Raw genomic sequence first — 14,297 nt, 5'->3', positions numbered from 1 at the left:
CATGTTCTTCAAACGAGACGCGGTCGGCCCGGCGCGGGATCGCCGGGCCGCCGCCATTGCCGTTGCGCCCTTCGCCGCCGCGCCCTCCGAGCCCGAGGCCGCGCGCATCGCGTCCGCCTTCCTGGAGGACGTGATCTCCGAGCTCGCGCGCTTCCCGAACTTCGAGGTGCTGGCCGCCCGAACGTCGCTGTCGCTCACGCCGGAGCAGCTCGTCCCGGCCCGGCTGCACGAGGACTTCGGGGTCACCCACCTGCTGGATTCATCCCTTCGCGCGGGGACCCCGAACCAGGCGCTGAAGGTGAAGGTCAATCTGATCGAGACCGCCACCGGCCGGCTCGCCTGGAGCGGCGACTACGACGTCTCGCTGGCCAGCCTCCACGCCGTGGAGAACGAGGTCGCCGCCGCCGTGGCCAACCAGCTCTCCACGCGGATCGACACCGCACGGCTCAGCGAGGCGCGTCACCGGCCGACCAGCAGCCTGGAGGCCTACGACCTCTGGTTGCGCGGACGCGAAGTGCTGCGCAGGGGCACCAGCGAGGCCGACGCCGAGGCGCGGGCCCTGTTCCAGCGCGCCCTGGAGCTCGATCCCACCTACGCCCGCGCCTACGCCGGCCTGTCGCTCAGCCACTTCAACGACTGGAGCTGCCAGAGCTGGAACTGCTGGGAGGAGGCCGAGCGCCTGGCCTTCGACTACGCCTGCCGCGCCGCCGAACTCGACGACAGCGACCACCTCGTCCAGGCGGTCCTCGCCAGGATCCACATCTACCGTCGCAACTGGGGCCAGGGCCGCCGGCACCTGGAGCGGGTGCTGGCGCTGTCGCCCAACAACGCCGACGCCCTGATGCAGACCTGCGTCTGGTGGAGCTACCTGGGCGAGGACGACCGGGCGCTTTCGATGGCGGAGAAGGCCTTCCGGCTCAATCCGCTGCACGAGCCCTGGTACTACATCTACGCCTTCCTGGCCTGCTTCATGGCCCAGCGCCTGGAGGACGGGATCGCCCTCGCCGAGGCCTCGCCGCCGCACATGATGGTGGACCAGTCCGCCTACATGGCCGCGACCTACGCGCATCTCGGCCGGATGGACGAGGCGCGCCGCCAGCACGCCATGTTCCTCGAGACCTTCCGCGAGAAGATCACCTTCGGCCGCGAGCCGCGCCCGGGCGAGCCGCTGGACTATCTGCTGCACGTCAATCCGTTCTCGCGCGAGGCCGATCGGGAACGGCTGGTCGAGGGCCTGCGCAAGGCCGGGCTGACCGGCCCGATCAGCGGCAGGGCCTATCGGCACGAGGACGGCGCCGAGACCGGCCGGTTCGGCCTCGTCGGCGGCGTCTGGCAGGCCCACTACAAGGGCCGCAGCGTCCACCTGCCCGACATGAAGGGCTGCCGCGACATCGCCCTGCTGCTCGCCAGCCCCCGCGAGCGGATCCACTGCATGGACCTGGCCGGCCGGGTCGCCGAGGGGAACGCCGGCCCGCTGATGGACGGCCGCGCCCGGGCGTCCTGTCACGCCCGCATCCGCGACCTGCAGGCGGCGCTGGCCGACGCCGAGCGCGACGGGGACCTCGCCCGCTCCGAACGGCTCGGCGCCGAGTTGGACGCCCTGATCGAACAGCTCTCGGCCGCCATCGGCCTGGGCGGCCGCGGCCGCACGCTGGGGGATCCGGTGGAGAAAGCCCGCACGGCCGTCACCTGGCGCATCCGCAGCGCCATCAAGAAGGTCGCCGAGGCCCACCCCGAGCTCGGCCGGCACCTCAAGGCCTCGATCCGCACCGGCGCCTTCTGCAGCTACGAACCGGAGACCAACGTCCGCTGGAGCATCGCCTGACAGCGCGCCTCACGATGTGAGGCGCAGGCTCACGCCTATGGGGAAAAGCCCGAGAAAAGGAGCCTCCCTCGTGTTCGGCCTATACGATTTCTGGCTGTTCGGCCTGTTCGCCGCTTTCGCGGCCATCGACCTCGCGGCGCCCGCCCGCGCGTTCCCCGCCGTGCGCGGCTGGCGCGTGAAGGGCGTCCTCGCGGCCGTGCTCTACTGGTACGTCTCGACCCGCGCCCCCTTCCTGTGGGACGGATTCCTGGGCGAGCACACCCTGTTCGACCTGAAGGACCTGCCGCTGTGGGCCGCCGCGCCGCTCGCCTTCCTGGCCTATGAGCTCGGCGTCTACGCCTGGCACCGGACCATGCACGGCTCGGACGTGCTGTGGCGGCTGTTCCACCAGACCCACCACAGCGCCGAGCGGGTGGACATCTGGGGCGCGCTCTATTTCCACCCGCTGGACATGGTGGGCTGGGCCTTCGTCGGCAGCTTCACCCTGGTGTTCGTGTTCGGTTTCGCCCCCGAGGCGGTGCTGATCGCCTTCCTCGCGGCCACCTTCTGCGGGCTGTTCCAGCACGCCAACCTGCGCACGCCGAAATGGCTGGGCTGGTTCGTCGCCCGGCCCGAGATGCACGCCCTGCACCACGAGCGCGGCGTCCACCGCTTCAACTACGGCGACATTCCGATCTGGGACATGGTGTTCGGCACCTACCGGAACCCGAAGACCTGGGAAGGCCAGGCCGGATTCTACGACGGCGCCTCGCACCGCATCGGCGACCTGCTCATCGGCCGCGACGTGGCCGGCGCGCCCCAGGGCCGCCTCGTCCCTACCGCGGAGGCCGCCCGATGACCCCGATCCTCGCCGACGCCGCTCCGCCGCCGGAAACCCCCGCCCACATCCGTTCATCGAAAGCCGCCATGACCCAGTTCACCCACCAGCGCCTGGCGCTGCCCACCGGCGTCGAACTCGACGTCCTGCAGTCCGGCGATCCCCTCGGCCCGCCGATCCTGCTCCTGCACGGCCTCAGCGACTCCGCGCCCTCCATGCGGCCGCTCATGGAGGCCCTGCCGCCCCACGTCCGCGCCATCGCCATCACCCAGCGCGGGCACGGCGACAGCGGAAAGCCCGCCGGCCCCTACGCCACCGACGCCTTCGTGGCCGACGCGGCCGCCGCGCTGGACGCCCTCGGCGTGCGCCGGACCGTCGTCTACGGCCACTCGATGGGCAGCCTCGTCGCCCAGCGCTTCGCCATGCGCCATCCCGAGCGGACCGCGGGTCTCGTGCTGGAAGGCGCCTTCCCGTCCCTGTCCGGCAACGCCGCCGTGCAGGCCTGGTACGAGGCCGAGATCGCGCCGATGACCGCGCCGATGAGCCCCGAGGCCGCCCGCGCCTTCCAGGAAAGCACCCTGGCGAGGCCGGTGCCGCCGGCCTTCCTCGACCTCGTCACGAACGAGACCCAAAAGCTGCCCGTCCATGCCTGGAAGGCGATCCTGCAGGGGATGATGGCCGAGGACTGCTCGGCCGAGCTGCGCCGCCTGCAGGTCCCGGCGCTGATCATCTGGGGCGACCAGGACGCCTTCGTCGGCCGCGGCGACCAGGACGTGCTGAAGACCATCCCGGGCTCCCGCCTCGTGGTCTTCGAGGGCGCCGGCCACAGCCCCCACTGGGAGGACCCCGAGCAGGTGGCCGGCCTGATCGCCATGATGATGCAGGCCCAGCGGGCCGTGGAGGCCGCGCGATGAGTCCCCGCCTGCCCCAGCTCTCGAACGGCCTGTTCCTCACGGACGGCGGCCTGGAGACCACCCTGATCTTCCACGAGGGGCTCGAGCTGCCGCACTTCGCCGCCTTCACGCTGCTGCGCGACCCGGCCGGGCGCGATGTCCTCAGGCGCTACTACCGGACCTATCTCGACATCGCCGCGGCCGAGGGGGTAGGCTTCGTCCTGGAGTCCCCCACCTGGCGGGCGAGCCCCGACTGGGCCGAGCGGCTGGGAATCTCCGCCGACGACCTCGGCGAGCTGAACCGCCAGGCGATCGCCATGATGGAGGCGCTGAGGACCGCCTACGCCGGCCAGGTCTCTCCAATCGTGGTCTCGGGCTGCGTGGGTCCGCGCGGCGACGGCTACGATCCCGGCGAGGCCATGACCGCCGAGGCCGCCGAGGCCTACCATGCGGGCCAGGTGGCGGCCTTCGCCGAGGCCGGGGCGGACATGGTCTGCGCCATCACCATGACCAACACGCCGGAAGCCGTCGGCGTCGTCCGCGCCGCCCAGACGTTCGGCCTGCCCGTCGCCATCTCGTTCACGGTGGAGACCGACGGGCGCCTGCCCACCGGCGAGGCCCTGGGGCGCGCCGTCCAGGCGGTGGACGAGGCCACCGGCGGGGCGCCGGCCTACTACATGGTCAATTGCGCCCATCCCAGCCACTTCGCCGAGGCCCTGGCGGCCGACGCGCCCTGGGCGAAGCGCATCCAGGGCCTGCGCGCCAACGCCTCGCGGCGCAGCCACCAGGAGCTGAACGACTCGCCCGACCTGGACGACGGCGATCCCGCCGAGCTCGCCGCCGAGCATGCCGAGATCCTGCGCCGCCGCCCCTGGATCCGGGTGATCGGCGGCTGCTGCGGGACCGACCACCGCCATGTGGCGGCCCTGGGCCGGGCCTGCGTCGCCGTCGCCGCCTGAACCGAACGACCCACCCCTAACCCACAAGGAACGATCCCATGACCCAACCGACCCGCAAGGGCCGGGCGAGCCTCGTCGTGCTCGCCGCCGGCCTGATCGCCGCCCCGTTCGCTACAGGCGGCGCCGCCGAGGCCCGCCCCCTGAAGGCCTCCGTCGTGGTCGCCCACGCCGACCTCGACCTGAGCGAGGCCGACGACGTCCAGGCGCTGCACAAGCGCATCGACCGCGCGGTGGCCGACGTGTGCGGCGTGCCGCGCCGCCTGCTCACCCACGACACGGTGATCCAGCGCGCGTGCGCCGCGCGCGCCCGCGGCGACGCCGAACAGCAGGTGGAACGCGCCGTGGCGCGGGCCCAGGCGCGCGAGCAGGCGCGCGATCAGGCCCGGGCGCGGATCGCAGGGAGCCCCCTCGGCGCCCCCTGACCGGAGTCCTGAGGGCGGCCCCGTGCCCTCAGGCGGCGTCGAGGCCGCGGAACCACCGCTCCAGCATCCGGGCTTCGTCCCGGAGCTTGTCGGCGCGTTCGGCGGCCTCGGCGTCAACACCCCACTTCTCTTCCTGGAACGCCTCGTCGACCCGGGAGAGTTCGAAGGCGGCCTCGCCGCCCAGCCAGCCGCGCAGCACCGCGATGCCCAGCACCGCCGAGCCGAACAGCGCCACGCCGAAGGCCAGGCCCGACAGCGCGAAGTCGTCCAGCTCCAGGGCCAGCGCGCGGACCTTCTCCAGCGTCTCCGACGGCTGCTCCCGGTGGACGATTCCCGCGGCCCGCACGAAGCTCAGCCCCTCCTCGGCCTGCGCCCGCTCCAGCACCGGGCCCCACGCCGCCACCTGGCGGCTCACCAGCGCCTCCGGCCCCTCGGCGAAGTAGCAGACGAGGTCCGAGGCGGCGTACTGCGCCACCTGTCCGGCCACGGCCTCCCGGTTCTGCGAGATGCTCTCGAGCGCGGTGTTGGCCAGGCGCGTGGCGTGCATCGTCGCCAGCTCCAGCGTCTCGCCCTGGGCGGCCCACTCCTCGGCCACCTGCTCGGCGATCTCGCGGCTCGGGGCGCGGAACGGCTGGCCCTTCGGCGTGCGCAGCGCGCGCCCGTCGAGCAGCACGGCGAAGCCCGCCGCATCCTCGCCGACGGAAACGTCCTTGTAGAACCGCCGGGGTTTCTCGGCGGGTTCGTGGAAGCCCTTGCGCAACGACAGTCTCCTGAACTCTAGCGCCGCCGGCTGAACGGCTCGGGATCGGCCTCGTGCTCGTCGAAGCCGAAACGCTCGAAGCCGGCCTTCATCTCCTTGCCGATCGGCGCCTCCAGCATCAGCGTCCCGCGCGAAGGGTGCGGCAGGACCAGCCGGCGCGCGTGAAGCTGCAGCTTCAGCCCGCCAGACAGCGCCTCGGACGCTTCGGTCTTGTACTTGGGATCGCCCAGGATCGGGTGGCCCATGGCCAGCATGTGGGCCCGCAGCTGGTGGGTGCGGCCGGTGTGGGGCCACAGCGCCATCCAGGCGACCTTGTCGGCGGCCCGGGCCAGGGTCACGAACTCGGTCTCGGCGGTCTCGGCGCGAGGGTCCTTGGGGTCGGCCGGGACCATCATCTCGCGGTCGCCGACGCCCTTCTTGGCGAGCGGCAGCTCTAGCACCCCCTGGCCGGGCTTGGGAAGGCCGGCGACCAGCGCCCAATAGATCTTCTGCGTCCGCCGCTTGGCGAAGGCGCCGGCCAGCTTGGCGGCCGCCCCGGGCGTCTTGCCCAGGACCAGCACGCCCGAGGTGTCGCGGTCGAGCCGGTGGACCAGGCGCGGGCGCTCCAGCCCCTCGCCCCAGGCCGAGAGCAGGCCGTCGATGTGCCGGGTGGTCTTGGTGCCGCCCTGAACAGCGAGGCCCGAGGGCTTGTTCAGGGCCAGCACGTCCTCGTCCTCGTAGATCACCAGGCTCCTGGCGTAGGCGGCCTCGCGCGGGTCGAGCTCGCCCTTGGCGCGCGGCGGCGGAGCATCGGGCAGCGGCGGCACGCGCACCTGGGAGCCGGCCGACAGCCGCGTGTCGGGCTTGGCGCGGGCCCCGTCCACGCGGATCTGCCCCGACCGGGTCAGCTTCTGGATCTGGATATGGTTCAGGTGCGGCCAGCGGCGCTTGAACCACCGGTCCAGGCGGACGCCCTCCTCGCCCTTGTCCACGTAGAGCGTGCGGACTTCCCTCATGCGAACACTCGCCGGGCCAGCAGCAGGCCGGCGAACAGCGCCGCCACCGCGAGCGCCACCGAGCCCAGGCTGTAGGCGAAGGCCTGGCCGTAGGCGCGCCGCTCTATCATCAGCGCCACCTCCAGCGAATAGGCCGAGAAGGTCGTGAAGCCGCCGAGGGCGCCCACGCCCAGCAGCAGGCGCCAGGTCTCCTGGCCCGCGCCGCCGCGATGCGCCAGGCCGCCGGCCAGCAGGCCCATCAGGAACCCGCCAAGGATGTTCGCGGCGAAGGTGCCGTAGGGCCAGCCGGGGCCCAGCCACCGGAGGGCCTGGACGCCCAGGAGATAACGCGCCACGGCCCCGGCCGCGCCGCCGGCTCCGACGAGCAGGAGAGCTTGCATGGCGCCCTTATGCGACGCCCGGCCGCCGGGCGGAAGCGCCTAGACGCGCGGACCCAGGCTCTGGCGCAGGCCGCGGGCGTCGTAGACGTTCAGACCGCGGGGCCGCTCGCCCCGCCCCATCAGGACCTCCAGCGTCGCCGTCACCGCCGGGCCGCCGCCGAGGTTGAAGCTGGTGCCGACCCCCAGGCCCACGCTGGAGCGGCGTCCGAAGTCGGCGCCGCCGACCCCCAGCCCGATCCGCGGGCCGCGGTCGGGCTGGCCCTGCAGGAAGCGATCGGTGACCTGGAACCAGTCGTAGCCCTCGGCCAGGGCGAGGTCGGCCGCGCGCAGCAGGGCCAGGTCGGTGACGTGCTCGGGCGAGGCCCCGGCCCCGCCGCGGAAGGTCACGCGGTAACGGCCGGGTTCGATCCGGTATTCCGAATAGCCGACGGCGCTCGGCCCCGCCGCGGGCTGGTAGACGGTCGGCGCCGTGGCGCAGGCCGAAAGCGCCATGGCGAGGAGCGCGGGGACGATCAGGCGTTTCATCGGTCGGGCCCTTCCAGCGAAAACCCTTCTGCTTCCGCTGCTTGTAGCTCGAAACGGTGAACGGGCGGCGCCGTTCCGGCTCAGCCGAGCCCCAGCGCCTGGATGAGCTCGGCCATGTCGGACGGCGGCTCGGCTTCCAGCCGCTTCGTCCCGCCCGCCGGATGGGGGAAGGCGAGCGCCCGGGCGTGCAGCATCAGGCGCGGGACGGGCCGGCCGCCGACCATCAGGGCGCCGCCGTACCGGGCGTCGCCGGCGATCGGGCGGCCGACGGCGGCCAGATGGACCCGGAGCTGGTGCATCCGACCGGTCTCGGGGGACAGCTCGACCAGGGCCGCGCCTTCGCCCTCCTTCAGGGTCCGGTAGCGGGAGGCGGCGGCTTCGGCGTCGGGATGGTCGGGCTCGCAGACCCGCATGTAGGCCTCGCGCCCCTCCTCCACCCGCCGGAGCGGCCGGTCGATGACGCCCTTCGCCGGCACGGGCGCGCCCGGCGTGACGATCGCCAGGTAGGTCTTGGAAAAGGCCCGCTTCATCAGCGCCTTGCCGAGAAAACCTGCGGCGGGCTTGGTCTTGGCGGTCAGGATCACCCCGGACGTGTCGCGGTCCAGCCGGTGGATCAGCCGCGGCCGCGCCTTGCCGGGCTTCGCGAAAGCCCACAGCAGCTCGTCGAGGGTGTTCACCTGGCCGCGGCCGCCCTGGCTGGACAGGCCCGCGGGCTTGTTCAGCGCCAGGATGTCTGCGTCTTCGTAGAGGACCAGGCTCCGGACGAGGGCGACCTCGTCCGAAGTGAGGTGGATAGGCTTGAGCGGCTTCACCCCGCCATCTAGCGGAGAAGCCCCTGCTTCGTCACGCGCCAGGCATACCAGGCGAAGAACAGGCAGGAGACCAGGATCACCCCCTGCATGATCATCACCGTCTGGCCCATGACCTCGGCGCCGTTGGTCATGCCGTACGTATAGACGAGGCTGACGATGAAGGCCGCCAGCGAGGCCACGAAGGCATGCAGCGCCCACTTCCGGCGCAGGAGCAGCAGCAACGCGCCCAGCACGCCGCCCCAGACGCCGATGGCCCACACGGCCATCATCCAGGTGGGCATGGCGTTGAAGTGCGCGATCTGGGGCTCGGTCATCCCCATCTGGCGCATGTACGCCTCGCCCTGCAGGTTGGTCATCACGTAGTCGTAGCCGGCGAAGCCGTTCCACAACAGCGCCACGATCCCGACGACCCAGAGGTGCCAGGGCGTGCGCGCAGAGGTTTCCATAGTGGTGGTGGTCATTGTCGTTCCCTCCCCAGAGACGATGGGGGGAGCCTAGGCCCGGTTCGCCCGGATAACAATGATCGCTGATCAGTCGCCCTTTTCGCGGCGCAGCGCCGCCCAGCGTTCAAGCCGCTCCTTGATCCGCGCCTCGTTGCCGTCGCCGCGGGGCTTGTAGAACTGGCGCCGCTCCATCCCCTCGGGAAAGTAGTTCTGGCCCGAGAAGCCTTCGGCCGTGTCGTGGTCGTAGGCGTAGCCCCTGCCGTAGCCGAGGTCCTTCATCAGCCGCGTGGGCGCATTCAGGATATGGCTGGGCGGCATGAGCGAGCCCGTCTCCTTCGCCGCCTTCATCGCCGCGCCGAAGGCCTTGTAGACGGCGTTCGACTTCGGCGCGGCGGCCAGGTGGACCACGAGCTGCGCCAGGGCGATCTCGCCCTCCGGGCTGCCCAGGAAGTCGTAGGTGTCCTTGGCGGCGTTCGCGAGCACCAGGCTCATCGGGTCGGCCTCGCCGATGTCCTCGGCGGCGGCGCGGATCAGCCGGCGGGCGATGAACAGCGGATCCTCCCCGCCCTGCAGCATCCTGGCCAGCCAGTAGAGCGCCGCGTCGGGGTCCGAACCGCGGATCGACTTATGCAGGGCCGAGACGAGGTTGTAGTGCTCCTCCCGGTCCTTGTCGTAGGCCGGGCTGCGCTTCTGCAGGATCTGGCCCAGCTCCTTGGTCGTCAGCGGCTTCGCCGAGGCGATGTTGAACAGGGTCTCGGACAGGGTCAGCAGGTATCGCCCGTCGCCGTCGGCCAGGGCCGTCAGGGCGGCTCGCGCGTCGGGCTCCAGCGGCAGCGGCCGCCCCTCGTGGGCCTCCGCCTTGGCGAGCAGGGCCTCCAGCGCCGCCTCGTCCAGGCGCTTCAGCACATAGACCTGGCAGCGGGACAGCAGCGCGCCGTTCAGCTCGAACGAGGGGTTCTCCGTCGTCGCGCCCACCAGGGTGACGATCCCCTCCTCCACGAAGGGCAGGAAGCCGTCCTGCTGGGCGCGGTTGAAGCGGTGGATCTCGTCCACGAAGAGCAAGGTGGCCTGGCCGGCGGCGCGGCGGGCCCGGGCCTGCTCGAACGCCTTCTTCAGGTCCGCGACGCCCGAGAACACGGCCGAGAGCTGCTGGAACTCGTAGCCGGCCTCCTTAGCCAGCAGGCGGGCGATGGTGGTCTTGCCGGTGCCGGGCGGCCCCCAGAGGATCATCGACGACAGCCGCCGGGCCTCGGCCATCCGGCGGATCGGCCCGTCGGGCCCCAGGAGGTGGTCCTGGCCGACCACCTCTTCCAGCCGCTGCGGGCGCAGCCGGTCGGCCAGCGGCGATGGCTGCTGGGGCGTCAGGCCCGCGGCTTCGAAGAGGTCGGCCATGAGCTGCGGCTTAGCACAAAGCCGCCCCGCGCCACGAGGCGTCTCAGAACCGGGCGGTGATCAGCTGGCCGCCTCGCTCGAAGGCGATCTGCCATCCGCGCGAAGGCGTCTCCAGCGCCGCCGTCAGCTCGCGGACGCTCTCCACCCGGCGGCCGTTGACGCCACGGATGATGTCGCCGGGCCGGAACCCTGCGCCCACGGCGAAGCCGCGGTCCAGGCGCGAGATGAGCACGCCGCGGCCAGCGAACGGATCCAGGCCCAGCTCGTCGGCGACGGCGGGGGACAGGTTCACGACCGTCGCGCCGCTCAGCGGGTTCTGGCCCTCGATGGTGCGCTCGTCGCGCGCCGGCGAGGCGGGCGGCGCCTCGGCCCGCACCTCCAGCGTCTGCTCGCGGCCGGCGTCGCGGCGCACGGTGAGCCGGACCGTGTCGCCGGGCCGGCGGGTCGCGAAGGCGTAGTTCAGGCTGGCGGCGTCGGTCACCGGCCGGCCGTCCACCTCGGTGACGACGTCGCCCTGGCGCAGCCCCGCCCGGAACGCCGCCCCGCCCGGCCAGACGTCGGCGACCAGCGCGCCCTGGGGGCGGGCCATGCCGAGCGTGCGGGCGATCTCGGCGGTGACCGTCTGGGTCCGCGCGCCCAGCCAGGGCCGCACGACCGCGCGGCCGCCGCCCGCCGCCGTCTCTACCACCCGGCGCACCACGGCCGCCGGCACGGCGAAGCCGACGCCCGAAGAGGTGCCCGAGCGGGACAGGATGAAGCTGTTCACGCCGATCAGGTCGCCGTCCATGTCGACCAGGGCGCCGCCCGAGTTGCCCGGATTGATGGCCGCGTCGGTCTGGATGTAGGCCGAGGCGCCGTCGTCGTCGGGCGTGCGGTTGATCGCCGAGACAATGCCGTTGGTGACCGTCTGGCCGACGCCGAAGGGATCGCCGATGGCCAGGACCAGGTCGCCGACCTCGGTGTCCCCCGAATCGTCGATGGGCAGCACCGGCAGGCGCTCGCCGGCCGGCACGTCGATCTTCAGCACGGCGAGGTCGGTGCGGGGGTCGGCCAGCAGGATGCGGGCGGGGAACTCGCGCCGGTCGGCCAGGGCGACGGTGATCTCCTGGCCGTTCTCGACGACGTGGTTGTTGGTCACGATGATCCCGTCGGGCCGGACGATGACGCCCGAGCCCAGCGAATTGGCGATCCGGGCGCGCGGCGCGCCCAGGCCGAACAGCTGCCAGAAGGGGTCGGTCTGCTGGCGCACCAGCCGCCGGGCCGAGATGTTGACCACGGCCGGCGCCGCCCGCTTCACCACGGGGGCGAAGCTGCTCTTCATGGCGACCGCGCTCGTCGGCGGGACGCGGTTGGACTGGACCTGCGCCGCGACGCCGAGGGGGGCGGCCGCGGCCATCATCAGGGCGCAGGCGGGGATCAGGACGCGGGTGGCGCGCATGCGGTCTCCGGAAAGCCGATCAACGGCGGAAATCTGCCGAGGTTTCAGGCGCAAAGATGGCGAAGCTCATGCGGCGATCGCCTCGGGCTCGGGCGCCTTCGCCGCGCCGAGGGCGATGACGAAGGCCAGCGCCAGCAGGGCTCCCGCCACATACATGGCCAAGCCCGGCGCCTGGAAGGCCTGGTTCCGCAGCGACCAGGCGAAGGTCTCGCCGAACACGATCGGTCCGAGGATGGCGGCCACCCCCGTGAGGCTCTGGTTGGCGCCCTGCAGCTGTCCCTGCTGGTGGGGCTCGACGCGGCGGGTCATCAGCCCCTGCACGCCCGGCATGAGGAAGCCCGACAGCGCGAAGATCGGGATGCCGGCGACGGCCATGGCTCCGGTCGGCGCGCTGCCGTACCAGACGAGGCCCAGGGCCCCGCCGGCGGCGCCGAGGAGGACCGCGTTGCGCTCGCCCACCCGCCGCACGACCGGCCCCACCAGCAGACTCTGCACGACCAGCCCCGCCACCCCGGTGAGCAGGAACATCAGCCCCATGGTCTGGGGCGTCCAGCCGTACCGGTATCCCACGTAGAGGACGAAGATGGTGGGGAAGACCATGTGCGCCACCTGGAACAGGAAGCCGATGCCGGCCAGCCCCAGCAGGTCGCGCTTGGACCGCAGCAGCCGCAGCGATCCCACCGGATTGGCCCGCGTCCAGTCGAAGCGCGCCGCCCGGCGCTCGGGCGGCAGCGACTCGGGCAGGACCAGGAGGCCGTACAGCCAGTTCACCAGGGTCAGGCCGGCCGCGGCCACGAAGGGCAGCCGCAGGTTGATCTCGCCCAGGAAGCCGCCGATCGCGGGACCGAAGATGAAGCCGACGCTGAACGAGGCCCCCAGCAGGCCGAACAGCCGCGCCCGCTCCTGCGGCGCCGTGACGTCCGCGAGATAGGCGTTGGCGGTCGAGAAGCTGGCCGCCGTCGCCCCGTTCAGAAGGCGCCCCAGGAACAGCCAGGCGAGACTCGGCGCCAAGGCCATGAACAGGAAGTCGACGCCCAAGCCGAACAGCGAGATCAGCAGCACCGGCCTGCGGCCCCAGCGGTCCGACATCAGCCCGAGGATCGGGCCGGTGAAGAACTGCATCAGGCCCCAGGCGCTGGCGAAGAGCAGGTTCCATTCCGACGCCGCCGCGGTGTCGCCGCCGGCGAACTCCTTGATGAGGTTCGGCAGGATCGGGATCATGATCCCGAACGAGATCGAGTTCATCAGCGCCAGCGCGAAGATGAACCCGAAGCCGGCCCGCCGCGCCTTCGGCCCGGGCGGCGTGGTCAGGTTGGACATGCCGATCTCCCTCTCCCCAAGGTTGGCCCGCACCGGCGGCGCGCGCAACGTCGCTAAGCCCGTGCCGCCAGGCCCTCCAGCAAGTCGCGCCACCACTCGGCCAGGCGTTGCAGCAGGAGGGCGTCCGGGAAGCCGTGGCGCGCGGCGCTGCCTGCCGGCACGCGGTCGAAGCCGCGGTGCTCGACGCTGACCCGGGTCTCCTCGCCGACCGCCTCGAAGCGGACCTCCACCTCGGTGGACAGGTCCGGCGGGAAGCTCGCCTGGCGCCAGCTGAAGACCAGCCGCTCGGGCGGCTCCCAGGCCAGGATGCGGCCGATCTCGAACACCTTGCCGTTCGCCAGCGTCTCGACGAGGCGGCCCCCCTCCCCCAGCTCCCCTGCCAGAGGCTCGAACGACAGCCGGCCCGGCGGCCGGGGGGTCGTCTGGAACAAGGTGTTGGGCCGCCACCACGCGCCGATCTCGCCGACGAAGGCTGCGAAGGCGCGTGCAGGGCTGGCCCGCACCCGCAGGGCGACGAAGACCTTCGAGGTCATGCGTCGCGCTCGAGGTGGGCCTTGAAGGCGGCGAGCTGCTCGCTCCAGAGCCGTTCGCTCTCCTCCAGCCAGCGCAGCAGATGGACCATCGGCTCGGGCCTCAGGGCGTAGATGCGCACGCGCGCGTCGAACTCGGGGTGGGATTCCTCCACCAGTCCGCCGGCGCGCAGACTCTTCAGGTGCCGGCTCATCGCCGGCGCCGAGACGCCGAGCTCGCGCGCCAGCTCGCCAGCCGCCCGGGGACGCTGGGCCAGCAGCTCGACCACCCGGCGCCGGTTGGGGTCGGCGAGGGCCGCCAGGGTGCGGTCGACCTCGGCCGCGGCGTTCAGAGCCATCCCTGGATCTTCAGCCCGCTGGCCGCCTCGGCCTCCTCGCGGCTGACCGCCTTCACCGTCTGGCCGACAGTCCAGTAGTGGCCTTCCGGGTCGCGGCAGCGGTAGGTGCGGTCGCCGTAGAACTGGTCGGCGGGCTCCATCAGGATCTCGAAGCCGGCGGCCCTGGCGCGCGCGCAGTGGGCGTCGATGTCGTCCTCGACATGGATATGGACCGTCTGGGTGTTCTTGCCGCCCAGCGAGGCGGGGCTGCGATGGTCGTCGGTCCACTCGCTGCCGACCATGATCAGGCTGTCGCCCAGCCGCATCTCGGAGTGGGCGAGGTTCCCCTCGGCGTCCTCGATCAGCATCACGAGCTCGAAGCCGAAGCCGGCCTCGAGGAACTTCAGCGCGGCCTTGGGGTCGCGGTAGCACAGGGCCGAGGTGAGCGTTGCGCGGGCGGCCATCGGGC

At 72.3% G+C, this 14,297-nt stretch carries 17 protein-coding genes; 5 read left to right on the top strand and 12 right to left on the bottom strand.

What is annotated here, in order from left to right; genetic code table 11:
• Position 1: 1 nt before the first annotated feature.
• The 5 genes from PHZ_RS07025 (at position 2) to PHZ_RS07005 (ending at position 4,916) form a co-directional block, all read left to right on the top strand.
• On the top strand, positions 2-1,825 hold the full coding sequence (locus tag PHZ_RS07025; protein WP_148216813.1) for a hypothetical protein: 1,824 nt from the start codon (positions 2-4) through the stop codon (positions 1,823-1,825).
• A gap of 70 nt (positions 1,826-1,895) precedes the next feature.
• Positions 1,896-2,663: a sterol desaturase family protein gene (locus PHZ_RS07020; protein WP_148216812.1), complete on the top strand. Its 768-nt coding sequence runs from the start codon at positions 1,896-1,898 to the stop codon at positions 2,661-2,663.
• Entirely contained in the window at positions 2,660-3,556 is an 897-nt protein-coding gene (locus tag PHZ_RS07015; RefSeq protein ID WP_012521829.1) for an alpha/beta fold hydrolase, read from the top strand. The genes PHZ_RS07020 and PHZ_RS07015 overlap by 4 nt, the downstream gene beginning before the upstream one ends.
• Positions 3,553-4,494 (top strand): homocysteine S-methyltransferase family protein, encoded by a 942-nt coding sequence (locus PHZ_RS07010; RefSeq protein WP_012521828.1) that lies wholly within the window; start codon positions 3,553-3,555, stop codon positions 4,492-4,494. Before PHZ_RS07015 ends, PHZ_RS07010 begins: the two co-directional genes overlap by 4 nt.
• A gap of 38 nt (positions 4,495-4,532) precedes the next feature.
• Positions 4,533-4,916, top strand: coding sequence for a UrcA family protein (locus PHZ_RS07005; protein ID WP_041373306.1), 384 nt, complete (start codon positions 4,533-4,535; stop codon positions 4,914-4,916).
• A 28-nt stretch (positions 4,917-4,944) separates the two neighbouring features.
• On the opposite strand, the gene PHZ_RS07000 is transcribed toward PHZ_RS07005, so the two are convergent.
• The 12 genes from PHZ_RS07000 to PHZ_RS06945 form a co-directional block, all read right to left on the bottom strand.
• A complete protein-coding gene (locus tag PHZ_RS07000; RefSeq protein ID WP_012521826.1) occupies positions 4,945-5,676 on the bottom strand; it encodes an ATP12 family chaperone protein in 732 nt (243 codons plus the stop codon).
• A 17-nt stretch (positions 5,677-5,693) separates the two neighbouring features.
• Positions 5,694-6,671, bottom strand: a complete 978-nt coding sequence (locus tag PHZ_RS06995) for an RluA family pseudouridine synthase (protein ID WP_012521825.1) — start codon at positions 6,669-6,671, stop codon at positions 5,694-5,696.
• On the bottom strand, positions 6,668-7,051 hold the full coding sequence (gene crcB / locus PHZ_RS06990; RefSeq protein ID WP_012521824.1) for a fluoride efflux transporter CrcB: 384 nt from the start codon (positions 7,049-7,051) through the stop codon (positions 6,668-6,670). The genes PHZ_RS06995 and crcB overlap by 4 nt, the downstream gene beginning before the upstream one ends.
• A 39-nt stretch (positions 7,052-7,090) precedes the next feature.
• Positions 7,091-7,576, bottom strand: coding sequence for a CC0125/CC1285 family lipoprotein (locus PHZ_RS06985; protein WP_041373305.1), 486 nt, complete (start codon positions 7,574-7,576; stop codon positions 7,091-7,093).
• Positions 7,577-7,656: 80 nt separating this feature from the next.
• Positions 7,657-8,388, bottom strand: coding sequence for an RluA family pseudouridine synthase (locus tag PHZ_RS06980; RefSeq protein WP_012521822.1), 732 nt, complete (start codon positions 8,386-8,388; stop codon positions 7,657-7,659).
• 8 nt (positions 8,389-8,396) lie between these two features.
• On the bottom strand, positions 8,397-8,849 hold the full coding sequence (locus PHZ_RS06975) for a hypothetical protein (protein ID WP_012521821.1): 453 nt from the start codon (positions 8,847-8,849) through the stop codon (positions 8,397-8,399).
• 69 nt (positions 8,850-8,918) lie between these two features.
• On the bottom strand, positions 8,919-10,223 hold the full coding sequence (locus PHZ_RS06970) for a replication-associated recombination protein A (protein WP_012521820.1): 1,305 nt from the start codon (positions 10,221-10,223) through the stop codon (positions 8,919-8,921).
• A 43-nt stretch (positions 10,224-10,266) separates the two neighbouring features.
• Positions 10,267-11,661, bottom strand: coding sequence for a Do family serine endopeptidase (locus tag PHZ_RS06965; RefSeq protein ID WP_012521819.1), 1,395 nt, complete (start codon positions 11,659-11,661; stop codon positions 10,267-10,269).
• Between the two features lie 66 nt (positions 11,662-11,727).
• The gene (locus tag PHZ_RS06960; RefSeq protein WP_012521818.1) at positions 11,728-12,981 is read right to left on the bottom strand and encodes a TCR/Tet family MFS transporter; all 1,254 of its coding nucleotides are present in this window, start codon (positions 12,979-12,981) and stop codon (positions 11,728-11,730) included.
• A 53-nt stretch (positions 12,982-13,034) separates the two neighbouring features.
• On the bottom strand, positions 13,035-13,514 hold the full coding sequence (locus PHZ_RS06955) for an SRPBCC family protein (RefSeq protein WP_012521817.1): 480 nt from the start codon (positions 13,512-13,514) through the stop codon (positions 13,035-13,037).
• Positions 13,511-13,849, bottom strand: coding sequence for an ArsR/SmtB family transcription factor (locus tag PHZ_RS06950; RefSeq protein ID WP_041373304.1), 339 nt, complete (start codon positions 13,847-13,849; stop codon positions 13,511-13,513). The genes PHZ_RS06955 and PHZ_RS06950 overlap by 4 nt, the downstream gene beginning before the upstream one ends.
• The gene (locus tag PHZ_RS06945; protein WP_012521815.1) at positions 13,840-14,292 is read right to left on the bottom strand and encodes a VOC family protein; all 453 of its coding nucleotides are present in this window, start codon (positions 14,290-14,292) and stop codon (positions 13,840-13,842) included. The genes PHZ_RS06950 and PHZ_RS06945 overlap by 10 nt, the downstream gene beginning before the upstream one ends.
• Between the last annotated feature and the right edge of the window lie 5 nt (positions 14,293-14,297).

This window comes from Phenylobacterium zucineum HLK1, from assembly GCF_000017265.1.
GTDB classification, from domain to species: Bacteria; Pseudomonadota; Alphaproteobacteria; order Caulobacterales; family Caulobacteraceae; genus Phenylobacterium; species Phenylobacterium zucineum.
This window is presented reverse-complemented; position numbering and strand designations above follow the sequence as displayed.

Excerpts from the sequence above, each read along its gene's own strand:
- PHZ_RS06985 (WP_041373305.1), bottom strand. The coding sequence starts at position 7,576 with ATGAAACGCCTGATCGTCCCCGCGCTCCTCGCCATGGCGCTTTCGGCC.
- PHZ_RS06965 (WP_012521819.1), bottom strand. The coding sequence starts at position 11,661 with ATGCGCGCCACCCGCGTCCTGATCCCCGCCTGCGCCCTGATGATGGCC.
- PHZ_RS07025 (WP_148216813.1), top strand. The coding sequence starts at position 2 with ATGTTCTTCAAACGAGACGCGGTCGGCCCGGCGCGGGATCGCCGGGCC.
- PHZ_RS07010 (WP_012521828.1), top strand. The coding sequence starts at position 3,553 with ATGAGTCCCCGCCTGCCCCAGCTCTCGAACGGCCTGTTCCTCACGGAC.
- PHZ_RS06950 (WP_041373304.1), bottom strand. The coding sequence starts at position 13,849 with ATGGCTCTGAACGCCGCGGCCGAGGTCGACCGCACCCTGGCGGCCCTC.
- PHZ_RS06960 (WP_012521818.1), bottom strand. The coding sequence starts at position 12,981 with ATGTCCAACCTGACCACGCCGCCCGGGCCGAAGGCGCGGCGGGCCGGC.
- PHZ_RS06995 (WP_012521825.1), bottom strand. The coding sequence starts at position 6,671 with ATGAGGGAAGTCCGCACGCTCTACGTGGACAAGGGCGAGGAGGGCGTC.
- PHZ_RS06970 (WP_012521820.1), bottom strand. The coding sequence starts at position 10,223 with ATGGCCGACCTCTTCGAAGCCGCGGGCCTGACGCCCCAGCAGCCATCG.
- PHZ_RS07015 (WP_012521829.1), top strand. The coding sequence starts at position 2,660 with ATGACCCCGATCCTCGCCGACGCCGCTCCGCCGCCGGAAACCCCCGCC.
- PHZ_RS06955 (WP_012521817.1), bottom strand. The coding sequence starts at position 13,514 with ATGACCTCGAAGGTCTTCGTCGCCCTGCGGGTGCGGGCCAGCCCTGCA.
- crcB (WP_012521824.1), bottom strand. The coding sequence starts at position 7,051 with ATGCAAGCTCTCCTGCTCGTCGGAGCCGGCGGCGCGGCCGGGGCCGTG.
- PHZ_RS06945 (WP_012521815.1), bottom strand. The coding sequence starts at position 14,292 with ATGGCCGCCCGCGCAACGCTCACCTCGGCCCTGTGCTACCGCGACCCC.
- PHZ_RS07005 (WP_041373306.1), top strand. The coding sequence starts at position 4,533 with ATGACCCAACCGACCCGCAAGGGCCGGGCGAGCCTCGTCGTGCTCGCC.
- PHZ_RS06975 (WP_012521821.1), bottom strand. The coding sequence starts at position 8,849 with ATGACCACCACCACTATGGAAACCTCTGCGCGCACGCCCTGGCACCTC.